This is a genomic window from Bradyrhizobium sp. OK095 (assembly GCF_900109945.1).
Lineage (GTDB): Bacteria > Pseudomonadota > Alphaproteobacteria > Rhizobiales > Xanthobacteraceae > Bradyrhizobium.
This window is the reverse complement of sequence record NZ_FOBX01000002.1, coordinates 771477-792072: the sequence shown is the minus strand read 5'-3', so window position 1 is coordinate 792072 and position 20596 is coordinate 771477. Positions and strand designations below refer to the sequence as shown.

General features: G+C 63.6%; 18 protein-coding genes. 10 read left to right on the top strand and 8 right to left on the bottom strand.

The window, feature by feature from the left end:
- The first annotated feature begins 1 nt into the window (after position 1).
- Positions 2-1579: a metallophosphoesterase gene (locus BMW89_RS08605; protein ID WP_143062728.1), complete on the top strand. Its 1578-nt coding sequence runs from the start codon at positions 2-4 to the stop codon at positions 1577-1579.
- Positions 1580-1612: 33 nt separating this feature from the next.
- Here BMW89_RS08605 and ppk2 read toward each other — a convergent pair whose 3' ends face one another.
- Both ppk2 and BMW89_RS08595 read right to left on the bottom strand, forming a co-directional pair.
- Complete coding sequence (ppk2, locus tag BMW89_RS08600; RefSeq protein WP_092024520.1) at positions 1613-2533, bottom strand: polyphosphate kinase 2; 921 nt, start codon at positions 2531-2533, stop codon at positions 1613-1615.
- 100 nt (positions 2534-2633) lie between these two features.
- Positions 2634-3095, bottom strand: coding sequence for an Lrp/AsnC family transcriptional regulator (locus tag BMW89_RS08595; protein WP_092024518.1), 462 nt, complete (start codon positions 3093-3095; stop codon positions 2634-2636).
- A gap of 133 nt (positions 3096-3228) precedes the next feature.
- Between BMW89_RS08595 and BMW89_RS08590 the strand changes: the two genes are divergently transcribed.
- Together BMW89_RS08590 and BMW89_RS08585 are read left to right on the top strand one after the other, a co-directional pair.
- Positions 3229-5592 carry a thiamine pyrophosphate-binding protein gene (locus tag BMW89_RS08590; RefSeq protein WP_092024516.1) on the top strand — a complete coding sequence of 788 codons (2364 nt, stop codon included), beginning with the start codon at positions 3229-3231 and terminating at the stop codon, positions 5590-5592.
- Positions 5593-5797: 205 nt separating this feature from the next.
- Positions 5798-7228 carry an aldehyde dehydrogenase family protein gene (locus BMW89_RS08585; RefSeq protein WP_092024514.1) on the top strand — a complete coding sequence of 477 codons (1431 nt, stop codon included), beginning with the start codon at positions 5798-5800 and terminating at the stop codon, positions 7226-7228.
- A gap of 172 nt (positions 7229-7400) precedes the next feature.
- Here BMW89_RS08585 and BMW89_RS08580 read toward each other — a convergent pair whose 3' ends face one another.
- Complete coding sequence (locus BMW89_RS08580) at positions 7401-8378, bottom strand: SMP-30/gluconolactonase/LRE family protein (protein WP_092024512.1); 978 nt, start codon at positions 8376-8378, stop codon at positions 7401-7403.
- A gap of 89 nt (positions 8379-8467) precedes the next feature.
- Between BMW89_RS08580 and BMW89_RS08575 the strand changes: the two genes are divergently transcribed.
- Entirely contained in the window at positions 8468-9292 is an 825-nt protein-coding gene (locus BMW89_RS08575; protein ID WP_092024510.1) for an NAD-dependent epimerase/dehydratase family protein, read from the top strand.
- 314 nt (positions 9293-9606) lie between these two features.
- Complete coding sequence (locus BMW89_RS08570; RefSeq protein WP_092024508.1) at positions 9607-10032, top strand: hypothetical protein; 426 nt, start codon at positions 9607-9609, stop codon at positions 10030-10032.
- A 21-nt stretch (positions 10033-10053) separates the two neighbouring features.
- Here the strand turns inward: BMW89_RS08570 and BMW89_RS08565 are convergent, their stop codons facing one another.
- Positions 10054-10737, bottom strand: a complete 684-nt coding sequence (locus tag BMW89_RS08565; protein WP_092024507.1) for a GntR family transcriptional regulator — start codon at positions 10735-10737, stop codon at positions 10054-10056.
- A gap of 175 nt (positions 10738-10912) precedes the next feature.
- Here BMW89_RS08565 and BMW89_RS08560 point away from each other — a divergent pair, with 175 nt between their 5' ends.
- The 4 genes from BMW89_RS08560 to BMW89_RS08545 all read left to right on the top strand — a co-directional run bounded on the left by BMW89_RS08560 (position 10913) and on the right by BMW89_RS08545 (position 15795).
- A complete protein-coding gene (locus BMW89_RS08560; RefSeq protein ID WP_092024504.1) occupies positions 10913-12631 on the top strand; it encodes an IlvD/Edd family dehydratase in 1719 nt (572 codons plus the stop codon).
- A 60-nt stretch (positions 12632-12691) separates the two neighbouring features.
- A complete protein-coding gene (locus BMW89_RS08555; RefSeq protein WP_092024503.1) occupies positions 12692-13687 on the top strand; it encodes a TRAP transporter substrate-binding protein in 996 nt (331 codons plus the stop codon).
- Between the two features lie 192 nt (positions 13688-13879).
- Positions 13880-14458, top strand: a complete 579-nt coding sequence (locus BMW89_RS08550; protein ID WP_092024501.1) for a TRAP transporter small permease — start codon at positions 13880-13882, stop codon at positions 14456-14458.
- Entirely contained in the window at positions 14455-15795 is a 1341-nt protein-coding gene (locus BMW89_RS08545; protein WP_092024499.1) for a TRAP transporter large permease, read from the top strand. Before BMW89_RS08550 ends, BMW89_RS08545 begins: the two co-directional genes overlap by 4 nt.
- Here the strand turns inward: BMW89_RS08545 and BMW89_RS08540 are convergent.
- A complete protein-coding gene (locus BMW89_RS08540) occupies positions 15788-16369 on the bottom strand; it encodes a histidine phosphatase family protein (RefSeq protein ID WP_092024497.1) in 582 nt (193 codons plus the stop codon). The two genes, BMW89_RS08545 and BMW89_RS08540, sit on opposite strands and share 8 nt — an antisense overlap.
- On the bottom strand, positions 16366-17160 hold the full coding sequence (locus tag BMW89_RS08535; RefSeq protein WP_092024495.1) for an enoyl-CoA hydratase/isomerase family protein: 795 nt from the start codon (positions 17158-17160) through the stop codon (positions 16366-16368). The genes BMW89_RS08540 and BMW89_RS08535 overlap by 4 nt, the downstream gene beginning before the upstream one ends.
- A 229-nt stretch (positions 17161-17389) precedes the next feature.
- Here BMW89_RS08535 and BMW89_RS08530 point away from each other — a divergent pair, with 229 nt between their 5' ends.
- Positions 17390-18610, top strand: a complete 1221-nt coding sequence (locus tag BMW89_RS08530; protein WP_092024493.1) for an NAD(P)/FAD-dependent oxidoreductase — start codon at positions 17390-17392, stop codon at positions 18608-18610.
- Here the strand turns inward: BMW89_RS08530 and rbsK are convergent, their stop codons facing one another.
- Together rbsK and BMW89_RS08520 are read right to left on the bottom strand one after the other, a co-directional pair.
- On the bottom strand, positions 18611-19525 hold the full coding sequence (gene rbsK, locus BMW89_RS08525; RefSeq protein WP_092024491.1) for a ribokinase: 915 nt from the start codon (positions 19523-19525) through the stop codon (positions 18611-18613). It abuts the gene before it with no gap.
- Between the two features lie 18 nt (positions 19526-19543).
- The gene (locus tag BMW89_RS08520; RefSeq protein ID WP_092024489.1) at positions 19544-20437 is read right to left on the bottom strand and encodes a sugar kinase; all 894 of its coding nucleotides are present in this window, start codon (positions 20435-20437) and stop codon (positions 19544-19546) included.
- Between the last annotated feature and the right edge of the window lie 159 nt (positions 20438-20596).

Here is a 20596-nt window from a genome sequence, read left to right as displayed (position 1 = left end):
CATGACTCTTCGTCGGACGGCTGCGTTCACGATGGCAATGATGCTAATTGCGCCGATTTTGACGGCTTGGGCTGATGATGCAAGCTCGCCCGTTGTTGCGAAAGTTCCTTATCAGGCACCGGTCGCCTCGCCGCGACACAGCGTGTTCATCAGCGATCTGCATTTCGGGGTCGGCAAGCAGGCCGGCGGCGATTGGGACCCGACGGAAGATTTTCGTTGGCCCAGGGCGCTCGAAGGTTTCCTGAACAAGATCAGCGAAGACGGTGAGCAGCGCGTCGACCTGGTAATCGTTGGCGATTTTCTTGAACTCTGGCAGCCGCCGGCCGACATCAAATGCCATGGCACAAGTGCCGATCTCGGCTGCACGATAGACGAGATGGCCGCGCTCGTCGGAAAAGTGGTTGCCGAACATGCTGGCGATCTCGCCATTCTTCGCACGTTTGCCGAGCGTGGCGAAAACCGCCTGCACGTCATCGTGGGAAATCACGACTCGACATTGCGTTATGCCGCCGTTTGGAACGCGCTTGGCGCGTCGCTGAATGCCGACAGCGGCCGCATTGACCTCGTGACCGAGGGGTTATGGGTTTCCACCGACGGGCGGATCGTAGCCGAGCATGGGAACCAGATTGGTCAGGACGTCAACAAGTACGCAACATGGCCCGCGATTTCGCGCCATGTCGACGGCAAGGACTACATCATCCGTTCGTGGGGCGAGCTGTTCGTTCAACGGTTGTTCAACAGCCAGGAAAAGACCTATTCGATCATCGACAATCTGAGCCCGGAGACGGCGGGGGCACGATATCGCGCTGCCGATCGAGGGCTTTGGGGTTCGGCCTCCGATGTCGCCAAATTATTGACCTTCAATCTTCTGGAGACGTCGCTGAGACAGAAATCCGTCATGCTCGGGAAGCCTCCCGCCGGCAAGGTCAACTGGGATATTGCGATCGCGCGCGGCAAAGGCGCGATGCTTTTCCTCTATTCGCTGCCCAAGGAGGATCCGCTCAGAAAGCAGCTGGAGCAAGACGATGCGGACGCGCAGGCGATCAAATCCGAGCTGAGCAAGCTCGCGAACGACAAGGATCAACTTCCCGATGCGGAAGTTCAGCAGCTCTGCGATATGATTGCCGCGAACGAGAAGGATCAGATCTGCTGGGACATGCAGCTCGGGAGCCTGGCCGAGCATTTCCTCTCGTCCAAGAGCAAGGTGATGGCGAAGCATCTCGCGGATCGTCAGGCGACGCACAAGTCGATGCGCGTCTTCGTCTACGGTCATACCCATCAGTTCGAGGAGCCTTGGCGTGTCGACGTTGAAGGCTTGCCGGTAACGGTGACGGTCGCGAACACTGGCGCCTTCCAGCGACTGATCGACGATGCCGGCTTCCTCAAGCGTCTCGGCGGCCGTACGCCGCAGGACGCCTTACGCTCGATGCGCCTTGAAGAATTGCCGCCCTGCTACACTGCCGTGGTCGTGCCCGTTCCTGCCGCGGGGCAACTTCCCGCACCGAGGACGCAGGCCTGGTACATGCCGGAGGACGGCGCAGGCAGCTTTACGACGCCTGACGACCCGAGGTGTCATTAGCAACGGCGCCGTCCGTTGTGTGGCCGTGCCCGATCAGTAGTTCGACGGCACGTACATCTCCGGCGGGATCGGGCCGCGGTGATAGTCGGGATTGCGCACGCGCGGCGGCAGCAGGACCGGCGCGCGCGCGACCTCCTGATACGGCATCTGGCTGAGCAGATGCGCGATGCAGTTGAGGCGGGCGCGCTTTTTGTCGACGGCATCGACGACCCACCACGGCGAGTCTGGAAGATGCGTATGCTCCAGCATCGTCTCCTTGGCCTTGGTGTAGGCCTCCCAGCGGCTGCGCGCCTCGACGTCCATCGGGCTCAGCTTCCACTGCTTGAGCGGATCCTTGATGCGCATGGTGAAGCGGAATTGCTGCTCGTCGTCGGTGATCGAGAACCAGTATTTGATCAGGATGGTGCCGGAGCGGATCAGCATCCGCTCGAACTCCGGCACCGACTGGAAGAATTCCTGATATTGCTCGTCGGTGCAGAAGCCCATCACGCGCTCGACGCCGGCGCGGTTGTACCAGCTGCGGTCGAACAGCACGATCTCGCCGCCGGCCGGCAAATGCGACACGTAACGCTGGAAGTACCATTGCGTGCGCTCGCGCTCGCTCGGTGCCGGAAGAGCTGCGACGCGGCAGATGCGGGGATTGAGGCGCTGGGTGATGCGCTTGATGACGCCGCCCTTGCCCGCGGAATCGCGGCCCTCGAACAGCACCACGACCTTCTTCTTCTCGCTCTGCACCCAGTCCTGGAGCTTGACCAGCTCGCCCTGGAGCCGCAGCAACTCCCGGAAATAAAGCCTGCGATCGACCGTCGGGCCGGGTGTGTCGGTCTCGTCGAGCAGCTCGTCGAGACGGGCATCATCCAGCTCCATCTCCAACTCCTCGTCGAGATCGTCGGCCATCTCCTGAAGGATGCGCTCGCGCTTGGCGGTTTCGGAGGTGCGGTCGGATGCGGTCATGGGTCTCTCTCGCGGGCTCAGGATGCCTGTCGTCCACGACCATCGACGGGGTTTATTGCGCTAATGTGACAATAGCGCCCGGGCGGGCGGGTTAAGGCCGTCACACCGGCAGCGCGATCGAGTATTTCACCTGGCTGAGCGCAAAGCTCGACTCGATCGAGGCGATGCCGTCGAGCCGGGTCAACTTGGTCTTGAGAAAAGTCTCGTAGGAGGCGAGGTCGGCCGCGACGACGCGCAAGAGATAGTCGCGATTGCCGGTCATCAGATAGCACTCCAGAACCTCGTCCCATTTCGAGATTGCCCGCGCAAAGCGGTTGAGATCCTCCTCCTTCTGCCGCGCCAGTTTGATCGAGATGAAGACGCTGACATGTAGCCCCAGCGCCTTCTGGTCCACGGTCGCGATGTAACGCGAGATGACGCCGCGCTCCTCCAGCAGCTTGACCCGGCGATGGCATGGCGACACTGAAAGCCCGACCTTGTCGGCGAGCTCCTGCATGGTCAGCCGGCTGTCGTTCTGGAGAGAACTAAGGATTTTTCGGTCGATGGCGTCGAGGGCGTGCATTGGGATGAAACCTGCGGTTTATGGCCAATTATTGGTATGATATCTCAATATCGGCGGGTACGACGCGAAAAATTGAGAAATCTGGGGCCGCCAGCAGGCGTATGATTGAGGCCTCATTTCCCGGAGCATCGTTATGCCCGTCGATTCCGCGCGCCTCGAAACGCTGACTGCGCTGTCCCGCAAGGCGCTGTGGCTGTCGTCATGGACCATCCATCACGCCAACCACATCCGCCCGAACACGGACGGCCTGAAGGTCGGCGGCCACCAGGCCTCGTCCGCCTCGCTCGCGACCATCATGTCGGCGCTGTATTTCAGCGTGTTGCGCCCTGAGGATCGCGTAGCGGTGAAGCCGCATGCGAGCCCGGTGTTCCACGCCATCCAGTATCTGTTCGGCCGGCAGAGCCGCGAGAAGCTGGAGAATTTTCGTGGCTTCAAGGGCGCGCAGTCCTATCCCTCGCGCACCAAGGATGTCGATGACGTCGATTTCTCGACCGGATCGGTCGGCCTCGGCGTCGCGCAGACGCTGTTCGCCTCGCTGGTGCAGGACTACGTCAAGGCGCATGGCTGGATGAAGGATCGCCGCGAAGGCCGGATGATCGCGCTGGTCGGCGATGCCGAGATGGACGAGGGCAACATTTTCGAGGCGCTTGCGGAGGGCTGGAAGCACGGCCTGCGCAACACCTGGTGGATCGTCGATTATAATCGCCAGTCCCTCGATGCGGTCGTGCGCGAAGGTCTCTGGGAAAAGTTCGAGACTGTGTTCCGCAATTTCGGCTGGGACGTGGTCATCGTAAAATACGGCCGCCTGATGCGCGAGGCCTTTGCGGAGCCCGGCGGCGAGGCGCTGAAGCGCTGGATCGACAATTGCCCGAACGCGCTCTATGCGGCGCTCTGCTTCCAGGGCGGTGCGGCCTTCCGCAAGCATCTCCACGACGAGATCGGCGACCAGGGGCCGATTACCAAGCTGATCGACAAGCGCAGCGACGAGGAGCTGCTGGCGCTGATGTCGAACCTCGGCGGCCACGACATGGCGAGCATGTTGGACGCCTTCGAATCCATCGATCACGATCGCCCGGTCTGCTTCATCGCCTACACCATCAAGGGCGTCGGCCTGCCGTTCCAGGGCCACAAGGACAATCATGCCGGCCTGATGACGGTCGCGCAGATGGAGAAATATCGCGAGAGCCAGAACATTCGCCCGGGCCGCGAATGGGACAAGTACGAGGGCCTGACCCAAGGAGCTGCCGAGCTCGACGCCTTCCTCGCCCGCGTGCCGTTCAACCAGGATGGCCGCAGACTAACTGCGCCTGTTATCGAGGTGCCGCAGCAGCTCGCCTTCAAGCCGGCGCCGCAGATGTCGACGCAACAAGGCTTTGGCCTCGTGCTGAACGAGATCGCGCGCGGCGACAGCGAGCTGGCGAAGCGCATCGTCACGACCTCGCCCGACGTCACTGTCTCGACCAATCTCGGTCCATGGGTGAACCGGCGCGGCCTGTTCGCGCGGGCCGAGAAGGCGGACTTGTTCCGCAGCGAGAAAATTCCGTCGACGTTCAACTGGGATTTTTCGCCAAAAGGCCAGCATCTCGAGCTCGGTATTGCCGAGATGAACCTGTTCATCATGCTCTCGGCGCTCGGCCTGTCGCACCAGATCAACGGCGCGCGGCTGTTGCCGGTCGGCACGCTCTACGATCCCTTCATCGAGCGCGGGCTCGATGCGCTGAACTATGCCTGCTACCAGGATGCGCGCTTCATCGTGGCGGCGACGCCGTCGGGGATCACGCTGGCGCCCGAAGGCGGCGCGCACCAGTCGATCGCGACACCGCTGATCGGCATGGCGCAGGACGGGCTCGCCTCGTTCGAGCCGGCCTTCGTCGATGAGCTCGCAGTGATCATGGGTTGGGGTTTTGAGCACATGCAGCGCGATCCGGGCGAGGGTGGTTCCGTCTACCTCCGCCTCTCGACGCGCAGCATCGAGCAGGCGCAGCGCATTATGACGCCGGAACTGCAACAGGGCATTACCGACGGCGCCTATTGGCTGCGCAAGCCGGGCCCGAATGCCGAACTCGTGATCGCCTATACCGGCGCGGTCGCGCCCGAGGCGATCGAGGCGACCGGCTTCATCGGCGAGAGCCGCCGCGACATCGGCCTGCTCGCGATCACTTCGGCCGACCGTCTCCATTCCGGCTGGACCGCCGCGCGAAAATTGCGGCGCGACCGGCGCGGCGTGCAGCATCTCAGCCACATCGAAAAGCTGCTGGCGCCGTTGCCGCGCGACTGCGGCATCGTGACCGTGATCGACGGCCATCCGGCCGCACTGGGCTGGCTCGGCAGCGTCCGCGGCCATCGCGTCGAGGCGCTCGGCGTCGAGCAGTTCGGCCAGACTGGCACGCTCGCCGACCTCTATCGGTACTACGGCATCGACGCCAACGCGATCATCGATGCGGCGGAAAGCCTCACCACGGGTGCTCCGATCGTCCATCGCAAGATGGCGGTGTAGTCGGGGTAACCGGGGCGTGATTCCGAGGCGATAATGCGCGCCCCGGAATGACGGCGAGGCCACCTTGCCACGTTCCCGCCATCGGCTCATATAACCTCCGTCCGCCGCAACGCTGGCCCCGCATATGGCGGGTTCAATTGCCGGCGCTTTCGTGCAAGGATGCCTGCCGAAACGCCCCCACCATGCCCCCAAGAAGAGGTTAACGATGGTCAATCGCATGCAATTCTACATCGACGGCGCCTGGGTCGATCCCGCCGTCAAGAAGTCCACCGCCGTGGTCAACCCCGCGACGGAAGAGGCGATGTACGAGGTTGCGCTGGGCTCCAAGGCCGACGTGGACAAGGCCGTCGCCGCCGCCAAGCGCGCGTTCGTGACGTTCTCCCAGACCAGCCGTGACGAGCGTGTCGCGCTGCTCACCAAAGTGATCGATATCTACAAGGGCCGTCTCAAGGAGATCGGCGCTTCCGTCTCCGACGAGATGGGCGCGCCGCTGCCGATGGCGGAGAAGCTCCAGGCCGGCGCCGGCCTCGGCCATCTCATGACCACGCTCGACGTGCTCAAGAACTATCATTTCGAGGAGCCTGTTGGCACCGCCATGGTGCTGCGCGAGCCCGTTGGTGTGGTCGGCATGATCACGCCCTGGAACTGGCCGCTCAACCAGATCGCCTGCAAGGTCGCGCCTGCGCTCGCTGCCGGCTGCACCATGATCCTGAAGCCGTCGGAGTTCACCCCGACCTCGGCGCTGATCTTCGCGGAAATCCTCCATGAAGCCGGCGTTCCCAAGGGCGTGTTCAACCTCGTCAACGGCCTCGGCCCCGAGGTTGGTGCTGCCATGAGCGAGCACCCCGACATCGACATGATCTCCTTCACCGGCTCGACCCGCGCCGGCATCGACGTTGCGAAGCGCGCTGCTCCCACCGTGAAGCGCGTCAGCCAGGAGCTCGGCGGCAAGTCGCCGAACGTCATCCTCGAAGGCGCCGACCTGCAGAAGGCGGTGACCGGCGGCGTGATGCACATGTTCAACAACTCCGGCCAGTCCTGCAACGCGCCCTCGCGCATGATCGTGCCGCTGTCGAAGATGAAGGAAGTCGCCGCGATCGCGAAGGCTGTCGCCGACAAGACCAAGGCGGGCGATCCCCGCGCGGAAGGCACCACGATCGGCCCCGTGGTCAACCGTGGCCAGTGGGACAAGATCCAGGGATTGATCAAGAAGGGTATCGACGAGGGCGCAACGCTCGTGTCCGGTGGCCCGGGCCTGCCCGAAGGTGTCAACAAGGGATTCTATGTTCGCCCGACCATCTTCGCCGACGTCACCCCCGACATGACGATCGCCCGTGAAGAAATCTTCGGGCCGGTGCTCACCATCATCGGCTCCAAGGACGAAGCCGACGCGGTGCACATCGCCAACGACACGCCCTATGGCCTCGCCGGCTACGTCACGGGTGCTTCGGTCGAGGACGCCAAGCGCGTCGGCCGCCAGATCCGCGCCGGCAACGTCAACCTCCAGGGCGTGCCCAACGACCGCACCGCGCCGTTCGGCGGCTACAAGCAGTCGGGCAACGGCCGCGAGTGGGGCAAGTACGGCCTCGAGGACTTCCTCGAAGTGAAGGCCGTCGCCGGCTTCAACGCGGCGTAAGTTTTAGCGCCATAACAAACAAAGCGCCGGAGCTGGCAACCGCTCCGGCGTTTTCTATGCGTAGGGTGGGTTAGCGAAGCGTAACCCACCACTTCTCTCTCCGGTGAAGCAGACCTTGGTGGGTTACGCCTTCGGTTAACCCACCCTACGATTCCTGCAATGGCGGAGAGACCTATCCCCCCACCGCACCCTGCGTGTTCACATACAGCGCGTAGATCGACTGGCTCGCAGCCATGAACAGGCGGTTGCGCTTGATGCCGCCGAAGCAGAGATTGGCGCAGCGTTCGGGCAGCGCGATGCGGCCGATCATGACGCCGTCGGGCGCGAACACCACCACGCCGTCGAGCTCGGGATCGCCCATGCCCCAGCCGCACCAGAGATTGCCGTCGATGTCGCAGCGCATGCCGTCGGGCGTGCCCGGACCCGCATCGATGTGAACGCGCTTGTTGGAAATCGTGGTGCCATCGGCCGAGACGTCATAGGCGAGGATTTTCCGGTTCGGCACGCCGCGCGATTCCACGACATAGAGGATCTTCTCGTCGGGCGAGAAGCACAGGCCGTTCGGCCCGAGCACGCCCTCGGCAACGATGGTCGCCTTACCGGTCGCGGGATCGAGCCGGTAGACATTCGGATCGATCTCGGGCTCGGCCTTGTAGCCCTCGTAATTGCCGAGCAGACCGAAGGTCGGATCGGTGAACCAGATCGCGCCGTCGGATTTCACCACGACGTCGTTCGGCGAGTTCAGCCGCTTGCCGCCAAATGAATCCATCAGCACGGTGATCTCGCCGTCATATTCGGTGCGGGTCACGCGACGGCCGCCATGCTCGCAGGTGACGAGCCGGCCCTGGCGGTCGCGCGTGTTGCCGTTGGCGAAATTGGAGGGCTTGCGGAACACCGAAATCGCGCCGGTCTCTTCCTCCCATTTGATGATGCGCTGGTTCGGAATGTCGCTGCACAACAGATACCGCCCGTCGCCGAACCACACCGGCCCCTCGGCCCAGCGCAGGCCGGTCGCCAGCCGCTCCACTGCCGACAATTTCAGCCAGTATTTTTCGAAGCGGGGATCGAGCGCGTGAATGGCTGGATCGGGATAGTAGCTCGCCGGCCGCCAGCCTGGCCGCTCCTGATTGTGGGACGATGCCTCATTCATGTCGGTTCTCTCGTTTCGTTCCCTCTGGACAATCCTGCTATCATTAGAGACACGTGACGGCAAATCGGTCACCAACAACGAGGAAAGACATGCCGCGCATCTTGATGACGGGAGCTTCGGGCGGAATCGGAACGCGTCTGCGCAAACTGCTGCCGCCGATCTATCCGGACCTGCTGCTGAGCGACATCCGCCCGCCCAAAGATCTCGGGGCGAACGAGCAGTTCAAGGCGGCGGACCTGGCCGATCTCGCGCAATGCGAGGCGCTCTGCGAGGGCGTCGACGGCATCATCCATTTCGGCGGCTATTCGGTCGAAGGCCCCTGGGACGACATCCTCCAGGCCAACATCATCGGCGGCTACAATCTGTTCGAGGCTGCCTACCGCAAGGGCGTCAAGCGCGTGGTGTTCGCATCGTCCAATCATACGGTCGGCTTCTATCCGCGCCACCACAAGATCGGCACCGACGTCACCGTGCGCCCCGACGGGCGCTACGGCGTCAGTAAGGTGTTCGGTGAAGCCGTCGGCGCGCTCTATGCCGACAAGCATGGGCTGAAGGTCACCTGCATCCGCATCGGCAATTGCGACGAGCGGCCGCTCGACCATCGTCGCATCGCGATGTGGCTGAAGCCGGAAGATCTGGTGCAGCTCTGCCAGATCGGGCTCGAGCATCCCGACATTCACTTCGAGGTGTTTTATGGCGTCTCCCTGAACGAGCGCGCATGGTGGGACAACAGTCGCGCTTACGCATTCGGCTATCGCCCGACCGGCCGCTCCGAGGATCACGTGGCGCATGCGATGGCCGAGCAGGCCAAACTGAAGCCCGACCCGATTGCCGACCATTTCCAGGGCGGCTCGTTCGCGAGCCTCGAGTTCGACGGCGACGCGAGCCGGATCATCGACTGGAATAAGCGGTAGAGCGAAGTATCGCCGCAATGGCGGTGCGCTCCCTCGCCCCGTTCTTACGGGGAGAGGGTGGGGTGAGGGGGCTGCCTCCGCAAAGACGGTGCGAACTGCATTCGGAGCGGCCCACCGCGGTCATTGCGAGCGCAGCGAAGCAATCCAGAATCCCTGCGCGGAAAGACTTTAGATTGCTTCGCTGCGCTCGCAATGACGCGTTGAGGGAGCAGATGACTCGTGGCGCCCCATTGATCTAGGTCAACGCTCATCCGGACATCGTGGCTCTCGATCTGTGCAAACGTAGCTCAACGGTGCTGGCGAGAACCACGACAATGAAAATCAAATTGTCAGTCATCGCAATGCTCGCGACGCTCGTGTCAGGAATCGTAGCAGCACCAGCGCGAGCCGCAACGCTCAGCGACGCCGAAGCGACGTTCCTCGACCAGCTCGTCACCGCATCCGTGGTGCTGGAGCAACGATGCGACGGTTACGAGGTCGATGGTCGCGGCGGCGTTCAGCTCGGTGCCCGGCTTCTCGGCAGCCCCGAAGCGGCGATGGCGATGATTGACGCTTATTCAGCGGCCATCAAGGCCCGCGATGGCGAGACCTACGACCTCGGTAAATTCCGCCCCGAAGTGTCCGAGATGGCGACGAAAACGTTCAGGCGCGTCCGGGCCGACTTGATCAAAAACCCGAAAGGGGCCTGCGCCGGCTATGGCGATGCCAGCGTGGATCGCGGCCTGCTGCGGCGGTACTGAAACTGGCCTGACGCGTACGCGCTAGCCTTGGGCCTCACCCGCAATCCTCGCCAGATAATCCTTCTTGCTGAACTGCATGTGATCCACACACAGCTGCGCCAACGCCCAGCTATCGCGGCCCTTCAACAACTCGATCATCAGTTCGTGCTGGCGGCGCGATTGCGCGAGCCCGTCGCGGTCGGCGAGGTTTTTGGCGCGCATCGGCAGCGTCAGGCTCATATAGTCCTGGAGCGAGCGCACCAGATAGGGATTGCCGCAGGCTGCGAACAGCGCGACGTGGAAGGCGTCGTTGGCTTCGTGGATGCCGCGCAGGTCGCGGATGTCGGCCTTGGCGCAATAGTCGCGCTGCAAGGTGGTCAACTCGTCGATCAGGCCTTGCGACGCGGGCAGGGGGATCATCAGCGCGGCCTGTCGGGTCAGCATCTCCCGCACCTCGTAGATCTGCCGGACCTCCTCGGCGGAATAGAACCGCACGGTGGCGCCGACATTCTTCTCGCGGCGGATGATGCCGCGCCGCTCCGCATCCACCAGCGCCTGGCGCACGAAGTGCCTGGAGGTGCCGTAGCGCGACATCAGCGCGTCTTCGGTCAGGCGCCCGCCCGGGGGCAGGCGGCCGAAGATGATGTCCTCTTCCAGCCGTGCGACGACGTCGTCCGGGTCGTCGCGCCGGACCGGCATGGCATCAGCAGTGCGAATGTCGGACATGCCCTCAGCCTCCGGCGCCTCGCCGGTCCGTCCTGTGGAGCAGGGAGAGCTCCGATTGTCAATAATTTGTGTCAGCTAGCGGCGTCAGAAGCAGAAAGGGCGACGATACAGCCCTATCTTATTGACAATCTGGGGGCAGGCTGTACCACAATGGTGACGTGGAAGGAGTGGCCGAATGACGAGTGGGTTGCGCAAGGGTCTGACGAGCTATGGCGATGCCGGCTTCTCGCTGTTCCTGCGCAAGGCGTTCATCAAGGCCATGGGCTATTCCGACGATGCGCTAGAGCGCCCGATCGTCGGCATCACCAACACCTATAGCGACTACAATCCCTGCCATGGCAACGTGCCCCAGATCATCGAGGCCGCGAAGCGCGGCGTGATGCTGTCGGGCGCGATGCCGTTCGTGTTCCCGACCATTTCGATCGCCGAGAGCTTTGCGCATCCGACCTCGATGTATCTGCGCAATCTGATGGCAATGGATACCGAGGAGATGATCCGGGCCCAGCCGATGGATTCGGTGATCGTGATCGGCGGCTGCGACAAGACGCTGCCGGCGCAGGTGATGGCGGCGATCAGCGCCGACCTGCCGACAGTGGTCATCCCCGTGGGGCCGATGGTTGTCGGCCATCACAAGGGCGAGGTGCTGGGCGCCTGCACCGACTGCCGCCGTCTCTGGGGCAAGTATCGCGCCGGTGAAATCGACGATGTCGAGATCGAGGCGGTGAATGGCCGTCTCGCGCCGTCCGTCGGCACCTGCATGGTGATGGGCACCGCCTCGACCATGGCCTGCATGATCGAAGCCATGGGCCTGTCGCTGCCGATGAGCGCGACGATCCCCGCGCCGCATGCCGAGCGTTTCCGTCTTGCGGAAGCGAGCGGCAGGGTTGCGGCGGAGATGGCCAAGACCAAGGGGCCGAAGCCGAGCGAGTTCTTGACGCCGGCCTCCTTCAAGAACGCGCAGGTCGTGCTCCAGGCGATCGGCGGCTCGACCAACGGCCTGATCCATCTCACCGCGATGGCGCATCGCTCGCCGCATCGGCTCGATCTCGGAGTGTTCGACCAGATTGGCCGCGAGGTGCCGGTGCTGGTCGATCTCAAGCCGTCCGGCGAGCATTATATGGAGCATTTCCATCACGCCGGCGGCGTGCCGAAATTGCTGGCGCAGCTCGGCGACCTCGTCGATCTCGATGCCAAGACCATCACGGGCGAGAGCCTGCGTGATGTCGTCGCGAATGCGGAAGACGTGCCCGGACAGGACGCCATCCGTCCGCGCAGCAATCCGATCAAGAAGGAAGGCGGCCTCGCCGTCCTGCACGGCAACCTCGCGCCGCGCGGTGCTGTCATCAAGCAGTCGGCCGCGAGCCCGAAACTGTTGCAGCACACCGGGCGCGCCGTGGTGTTCGAATCCGTCGAGGACATGACCTTGCGGGTCGACGATCCCGATCTCGACGTCACCGCCGATGATGTGCTGGTGCTGCGCAATGCCGGGCCCAAGGGCGCACCGGGCATGCCCGAGGCGGGCTACCTGCCGATCCCGAAGAAGCTCGCGCGCGGCGGCACCAAGGACATGGTGCGCATTTCGGATGCGCGCATGAGCGGCACCGCGTTCGGCACCATCGTGCTTCACATCACACCTGAATCCGCCGTCGGCGGGCCGCTGGCGCTGGTGAAGAACGGCGATATGATCCAGCTGGACGTTGCGAAGCGCAGCATCGCGTTGCTGGTCGATGCTGCCGAACTCGAACGGCGTCGTGCTGCCTTGAAGCCGGCCGCTGAGCCTGAGGAGGCACGGCGGGGTTACGCCTGGCTTTTCAACGAGACCATCATGCAGGCCGACGAGGGCTGCGATTTCGATTTTATGCAGAGGGCTGGAAAGCAGACTGAGAAGGGGTGATCAACCACCCGAACGAACGCCAGACCGCATAAGCGGCGGGCGATAAAACAGGGGGAAACGATGATTGCACGATCCATGCGTGGGTTGGTGGCTGCGGCCGCTGTTCTCTTCGTCACGGGCGCGTCGGCACAGGAGGTGAAGCATTATCGCTTTGCCTACGACCAGCCGCGCAACACCGGCTATTCCATCGCTGGTGACCTCTTTGCCGACAAGCTCAAGGAATTGAGCAAGGGCACCATGATCATCGACCAGTATCCCGGCGCGCAGCTCGGGCAGGAGCCGCAGGTTCTCCAGCTCGTGAAGGCTGGCGACGTCGAATTCTCCATCGTCTCCTCGGCCAACACCGCGACGATCTCGCCGCAGGCCGGTGTGATGTCCCTGCATTATCTATTCCGCGACGAACAACATGTGGTCAAAGGTCTCGCTGACCCGAAGGTGTTCGAAGCGCTCAAGACCATGATCGACGAGACCACGCAGGGCCTGCACCTCATCGGGACGGGATCGCAAGGCGTTCGCCACATGTACTCCAAGAAGGAGATCCACAATGTCGGCGACATCAAGGGCCTGAAGATCCGCGTGCAGGCGACGGCGACCGAGGACACCATGTTCCCGGCTTATGGCGCCCAGACCGTGCATATGCCGTTCGGCAGCGTCTACACGAGCTTGCAAACCGGCGTGGTCGATGTCGCCGAGAACAGCATCAACGTCTACCTCGTCAACAAGCACTACGAGGTGGCGCCGGTGCTGAACATCACCGAGCACGAGGCCAACAACGCGCTGGTGTTCGTCTCCGACAAGCTCTGGCAGAGCCTCTCGGCCGAGCAGAAGGGCTGGGTGCAGACCGCGGCCAACGAGGTCAGCACGAAGGAGCCGGCGAAGGCGTTCGACCTCGAGCGGGCCGCGGCCGAGAAGCTGAAGAAGCTGGGCGTCAAGATCGTCGACAACGTCGACAAGAAGAGCTTCGCGGCAATCGCCGATCCCTATCTCGACAAGCTCGCCAAGGAGCTGGGCCCGCACGCCGAGAAGATCAAGAATTTGATCCGGTCGATCAATTAGACCGCTTGTGGCCATCCTTCGAGACGCCCGCCTCCGGCGGGCCCTCAGGATGAGGTCTCGTTTCGCGGCGAGATTTTAGACCCTCATGGTGAGGAGCCCGCCGCAGGCGGGCGTCTCGAACCACGCAGGCCGAGCACGATCGGCAGCTTCCGAGCTGTCACTTCCGATAGCTTCGGGACGACGAGGACGTAAATGCCCATCGCCGACAAACTGCTCGTTCAGCGCCAGCGTCACCTGAAATGGCGAGGGCTCGACTGGCTCGAGCTTGCGCTGATGATCCTCTGCGGCGTGCTCTGCTTCGGCTTCTCGCTGTCGGTGACTGCCGACATCGTCACCCGCACCATCGGCCATCCCTGGCTATGGCTTCAGGAGGTCACATCGACGCTGTTCATCTATGCGATCTTCGTGGGGACGGCAGCCGCGACCCGGCGCAACGATCACCTCTATCTGACCGCGATCTCCGAGGCGATGCACGGCACGCCGCGGGTGATCGTCGAAATCATCATCCGCATGGTCGTGCTCGGTGTCGCCTTCTGCCTGATTTGGTACGGCTATCAGAATTATCTCCGCGGCTTCGGCAGTTTTCGGCTGCCGTCGGGCACGCCGATCGCCTCGCTCTACGCGATCATCCCGCTGTCGGGCGTGCTGATCGGCCTGTTCACCATCGAGCAGCTCGTCAACGGCCTGCGCAACGGATTTGATCATCCCGAGCCGCCGGACGAGGACATTGCCCCCGTCGTCACCGAAGCACAAATGAGGGCGCAGCCGTGAGCGCACCCATCGTCCTGGCGTTGATGTCGATCTGCTTCCTGTCGTTCGGCTATCTCGGCGTGCCGGTGCCGTTCTCGCTGATGGCCGGTGTGTTCATCGGCGCGCTGCTGTCGGATGTCTCGCTCGCCGCGATCATCCAGAAGATCTTTGACGGCCTCGATTCCGAGGCGCTGCTGGCGATCCCGTTCTTCCTTTTAGTCGGTGAGCTCATGAGCTCGGCCAATGTGGTGGTGCGAATAGCAAACCTCTCGGTATCGCTGGTCGGGCACATCAGGGGCGGGCTGTCGCAGGTCGTGGTCGTCTTCAGCATGTTCTTCTCGGAGATGTCGGGCTCGACCACCGCCGATGTCGCCGTGATGAGCCGGGCATTGGGCGGCCCGATGAAGCGCGAGGGCTACGAACCCGCCTTCATCGCCGCCATCATCGCGTCCGCCTCAACTATCGCGGCATTGGTGCCACCGAGCATCACGGCCGTGGTCTATGGCGCCGTCGGCAACGTCTCGATTGCCGGCCTGTTCATGGCAGGCGTGGTGCCAGGCTTGATGATCGGCTTTGGCCTGATGATCTATTGCTATTTCTTCGGCCCCTCGGGCCTGCGCAAGCCGCGCGCCCCGCTGCGGCAGGTGGTGTTCGCGGCCGGCGATGCAGCCCTGCCGCTGATGATCCCGGTCATCCTGCTCGGCGGAATTCTGACCGGCTGGTTCACGCCGACGGAAGCCGGCGTCGTCGCCGTGGTCTGGATCATCCTGGTCGTGATCCCCGCGCTCAACCGCGGCCACATCCGAAAGATACCTTACGATTTCTGCCTCGCCGGGCTGATCTTCTCGCTGCCGCTGATCACGATCGGCGCCGCCAACGCCTTCGGCTGGATGCTCGCTTATCTCCGTGGCGCCAGCTACATCGCCGACGTCATCATCTCGATCGCCGGTAACGATCCGCATCTGATCATGCTGCTGATGGTGTTGCTGTTCACCGTGGTCGGCGATTTCATCGAGCCGGTGCCGACCATCATCATCTTCATGCCGCTGGTCAATACGCTGACGGAGGCGGGCGATATCAACGGCGTCCATATGGGCGTGGTGCTGATCGCCACGCTCGCCTTCGGCCTGATCACGCCGCCCTATGGGCTGGTGTTGCTGATGGCGTCGAAATTCGTCGGCGTCAGCTTTGGCAAGGCGCTGCGTGCCGCGTTGCCGATCTATGTCGTGTTCTTCGCCACCATCGCGTTTACGATCTATTTCCCGAGCGTCGTGCTGTGGCTGCCGCAGAAAGTGCTGCCGGAATCGGTCGGATGCTTCAAGTCGCCTGCGGGGACAGGCTACATCTGCCCTAAGTAATGATCTGCTCGACGCGCCATTGCGCGTCATCGCGAACGTAGCGGAACGGTGTGCCGTGGCTATTCTTGAAATAGCTGCCGCTTAGCGCGTTTGCCATGCCCTGCATCACCGCGTCATGGCAGACGAACAGAAAATGGTCACCGGGATGACGGTCCAGCCACGCGGAAACGCAGCGGACCGAGCGCTCGGTCATGGCGTCCCAGTTCTCGCCGTCGGCGGGCAGGATCGAGACGAGGCCCGTCGCCGAGTTGACGCCGTGCTTGATCATGAGGTCGCGGACGGGGAGGCCCTCAAAGCTGCCGAAATCGAACTCGATGATGCCGGCGTCAATCGTGAGCGGCACCGAGATCGCGTCCGCGATGATCTCGGCCGTTCGCGCCGCGCGCACCAACGGGCTTGCGACGATGCGGCTGATGCCGATACCGCGCAACATGCTAACTGCCTCGTGCGCTTGCCGCAGACCGTCCTCATTCAGCGGGGTGTCGGTCCGTCCCTGGAACAGTCCCCGCCGGTTCCAGTCGGTCGCGCCGTGGCGCAGGCCGCAGAACGAGCGCGGTGGCGTAGTCCGGCTCACTTGCTCTTGCTCGTGAATTTCTTCACGGCAGCGCGAAACTCCTCCGTGTTCATCGCCATGATGATCTTGTGCTCCTCGGCATCGAGCTGCTGCTTCACCGGCGTAGTTGCAGCCTGGTAGACCAGCGACTTGGTGCCGGCGATCGCCGCCGGCGGGTTCTGTGCCAGCCGCTCGGCGAGTTTTCGCGTGGCCGCCTTCAGCTCGGTCGCGGGAACTGCCTTGGCGACGAGGCCCCATTCATGGGCCTGCTGCGCGGTAAAATTGTCCTCGGCGAGGAAGATCTGCAGTGCGCGGCGGGAGCCGACCGTGCCGACGATCCCGACCGTCGAGCCGCCATCCGGCGACACGCCGATCTTGGCATAGGCCGGCGTGAATTTTGCGTCGTCCGCGGCGATGCAGAGATCGGTGACGAAGGCGAGGCCCATGCCGGCGCCGGCGGCCGAGCCATGGACGCTGGACAGCGAGATTTTTGGCATGCGCCGGATAATCTCGATGAAGGAATGATAGTGCTTGAGCAGTTGGCCTACGACCGGCGTCACGGTGTTGGCCTCAGCCGCAGCCCCAATCGTCTGAAGATCGCCGCCGGCCGAGAAGGCGCGGCCTTCGCCTTCGAGCACCACGACCCTGATGGCGTCGTCGCCTTCGATATAAGACGCGAGCTGCTCGAGCTTTTGCGCGATCGCAAGATTGATCGAGTTGAACGCGGCGGGGCGGTTGAGGGTGATGGTCGCGATCGGGCCGTCGATCCGCAGCAGGGCGGGATCATCGGGCTGGGAGACGGGAGCTGGCATCTGAGTAATCCCCGGCATGAGGTCTGTTGCTGCAACTAAATCGCAGAAGGCGAGGGGAGACAATCCCCGCCTGCCGCCCTTGCGCGAGGCCGAACGATAGGCTCAAATGGGGCTGCCTTTGTTGAGGGACGGACACGAGCGCCGGCTCCTCCTGGGCAAGTCAAGCCAGAACCAGCGAGAGAGGGGACGACATGGGTGACGCTCGTGTCCTGCGGAAATGGGCTGTCCAATGACGGATGGTCCGGTGATCATTGTCGGTGCCGGCCATGCTGGCTACCAGGTCGCGGCATCCCTGCGCCAGGCGGGCTTTTCAGGCCGCATCTGCCTGATCAATGACGAGGCGCATCTGCCGTATCAGCGGCCGCCGCTGTCCAAGGCCTACATCAAGGGTTCCGCCGGGCCGGAAAGCCTGATGTTCCGGCCGGAGAAGTTTTACCACGAGCAGACCATCGAGTTGATCGCGGGTCGCGTGATGTCGATCGATCGCGCCGGGCGCAAGGTGCTGCTCGCTTCCGGCGAGACGCTTGCTTATGGCCATCTCGTGCTGGCGACGGGCGCGCGCAACCGGCTGCTCGATCTGCCCAATGCCAATCTGCCCGACGTGAAATATCTGCGCATCCTCGACGACAGCGAGGCGCTGCGAAAGATTATGCCGTCGAAGACGCGTGTGGTGGTGATCGGCGCCGGCTTCATCGGCCTCGAATTCGCGGCCACCGCACGGATCAAGGGCCTCGAGGTCGACGTGCTCGAGCTCGCGCCGCGCGTGATGGCGCGTGCGGTGACGGCCGAGGTCTCGGAGTATTTCCAGGCGAGGCACCGCGAGGCCGGCATCCGCATTCACCTCGGTGTGCAGGCAACCTCCATCGAGGCCGACAGCGGCAAGGTCACCGGCGTTTCCTTGAGCGACGGCCGGCATCTGCCGGCTGATCTCGTCGTGGTTGGCGTCGGCGTGCTGCCGAACATCGAGCTGGCGGCCGAGGCGGGGCTGCCGGTCGCCGCCGGCATCATCGTCGACGAATATCTCTCGACGGCCGATCCTGACATCTCGGCAATCGGCGACTGCGCATTGTTCGCCAGCCCGCGCTTCGGCGGATCGCTGCGGCTGGAATCGGTGCAGAACGCCACCGACCACGCCCGCTGCCTCGCGGCGCGACTGACCGGCGACAAAAAGCCCTACGATGGCCATCCCTGGTTCTGGAGCGACCAGGGCGACGACAAGCTCCAGATGGCGGGGCTCACCACCGGCTACGACCGCGTCGTGCTGCGCGGGAGCCCTGCGAACAAGGCGTTCTCGGCGTTCTGCTACAAAGGTGAAAAACTGCTCGGCATCGAGTCGGTCAATCGCGCCGGCGAGCACATGTTCGGCCGCCGCCTGTTCGGCATGGATCGTTCGATCACGCCAGAGCAGGCCGCGGATGAAAGCTTTGACCTGAAGAGCGCGCTGGCGTGATCAGCCGGCGCTGACGACAGCTGCAACTTCCGCCGCCGTCGGCATCGACGGCCCTGCGCCCATGCGCTGCACGCTGATCGAGGCAGCGGCGTTGGCGAAGGCGAGGGCGGTGCGCAACGCGACGCCCTCGGCCAGTTGCGAGGCGAGCGCGCCGACGAAACAATCGCCGGCGCCTGTGGTGTCGACCGCCTTCACGGCGCGCCCCTGCACCGTAAACTCTTCGCCGGCAGCGAGCGTCAGCACGCCGCGCTTGCCGAGCGTGATGCAGATGGTCTGGTCCTCGCGCGCTCGAAGCCCTCGCGCCACGGCGATGATTTTTGCGGCCTCGTCGCTGTCGGACAGCTCGATGCCTGCGAGGAAGCCGAGCTCGGTCTCGTTCAGCACGAGGATATCGACCAGCGCGAGCAGCTCGCCGGACATTTTTTGCGCCGGTGCGGGGTTGAGCAGCGTCGTCGCTCCGGCGCTACGTGCGCGCTGGAAGAACGCGGCGATCGTCGGCAGCGGAATCTCGAACTGGCTGACGGCGACATCGCCCTTTGCCAGCGGGACGTTTGCGACGTCATCCGCGCTGACCAGCGCATTGCTGCCGGGAATGACGACGATGGTGTTGTCGGACTCCGCGACGGTTATGATCGCGGTGCCGGAGTGCGTGTCGGCCTCACGGACGGAGCCGAGATCAACCCCCTGCGCGCCGAGAAATGTCCTCAGCTCGGCCCCGAAGGAATCCTTGCCCAGCCGCCCGATCAGCGTGGTCTTCACGCCGAGCCGCGCCGTCGCAACCGCCTGGTTCGCGCCCTTGCCGCCCGGAAAATACAGCACCTGCTGACCGGAGACGGTCTCGCCGACCCTGGGGTGGCGATCGGCGGTCGCCACCACATCCATGTTGATGCTGCCGGCGACGAAGACGCGCCCCATAATATGCCTCTGCGAACCCTAGACCCTGACCTCGAACTCGTGCCTGACTTTGGCGATGTCCACAAGGGTCGGCAGGCCGGCCTCGTTGCCGAGCCGCTGGATCTTGAAGGTCGAGGCTGCGCGGGCAAAATCAAAATGCTCGCGCCAGCTTTTGCCGGGATGGGCCAGATACGAATAGACGTAAGCGCCGTGGAAGACGTCGCCGGCGCCGTTGGTGTCGATCACACGCTCGCGCGGGATTGGCATCGCCGGCATGGTCTCGACCGTGCCGGTCTCGTTGTACCAGAGCAGGCCCTTCTCACCCATGGTGATGCCGCCGATCTTGCAGCCGCGGCCCTTGAGATAGTCGAGCATCTTCTCCGGCGTGAGGTCCATCTGCTCGCACAGTCGCTCGGCGACGATGGCGACGTCGATGAATTCCAGCAGCTCATGCGTGTTGGTGCGCAAGCCGCCGCCGTCGAGCGAGGTAAGGATACCAGCCTCGCGGCAGACTTTCGCGTAGTGGAGCGCGGCATCCGGCTGATGGCCATCGACATGCAGCACGCGGCAGCCGCCGAGGTTGAGGATCGGGAACGGATGAATGTGCTCGTCGTCGCGGCAGCGGACGATGGCGCGCTTGCCGTCCTTGGGCATGATGAAGGAGAGCGAGGACTGGTTGACCTTCCGCCCGTGCAGCGAGATGGCATATTTCGCGCACATGTCCGTGAACATGCGGCCCAGCCAGTCATTGGCCGCGGTGGCGACGAGATCGGGCACGATGCCGAGCTTGGCGCAGCAGAACGCCGCCGTGACCGCATTGCCGCCGAAAGAGACCGCGTAGTCGGTTGCCACGTGCTTCTCGTCGCCGGTCGGCATGTGGTCGGTGATGAAGACGACGTCGATATAGGTCTGTCCGATAAAGAGAGCCTGCATTGGTTGTCCGTGATGCGCTTGGTGGTCCCGGCCGGCCCGCTTACCTTAGCACCGCTTCGGCGGGAGAAACGCGAAAAATATTCGCAAGGCCATGGCCATAGCCGCTTGAGGTGCGTCAGGCGCCGGAATACGACCGTGGCAGGGCAAGCTGTGCCAGGG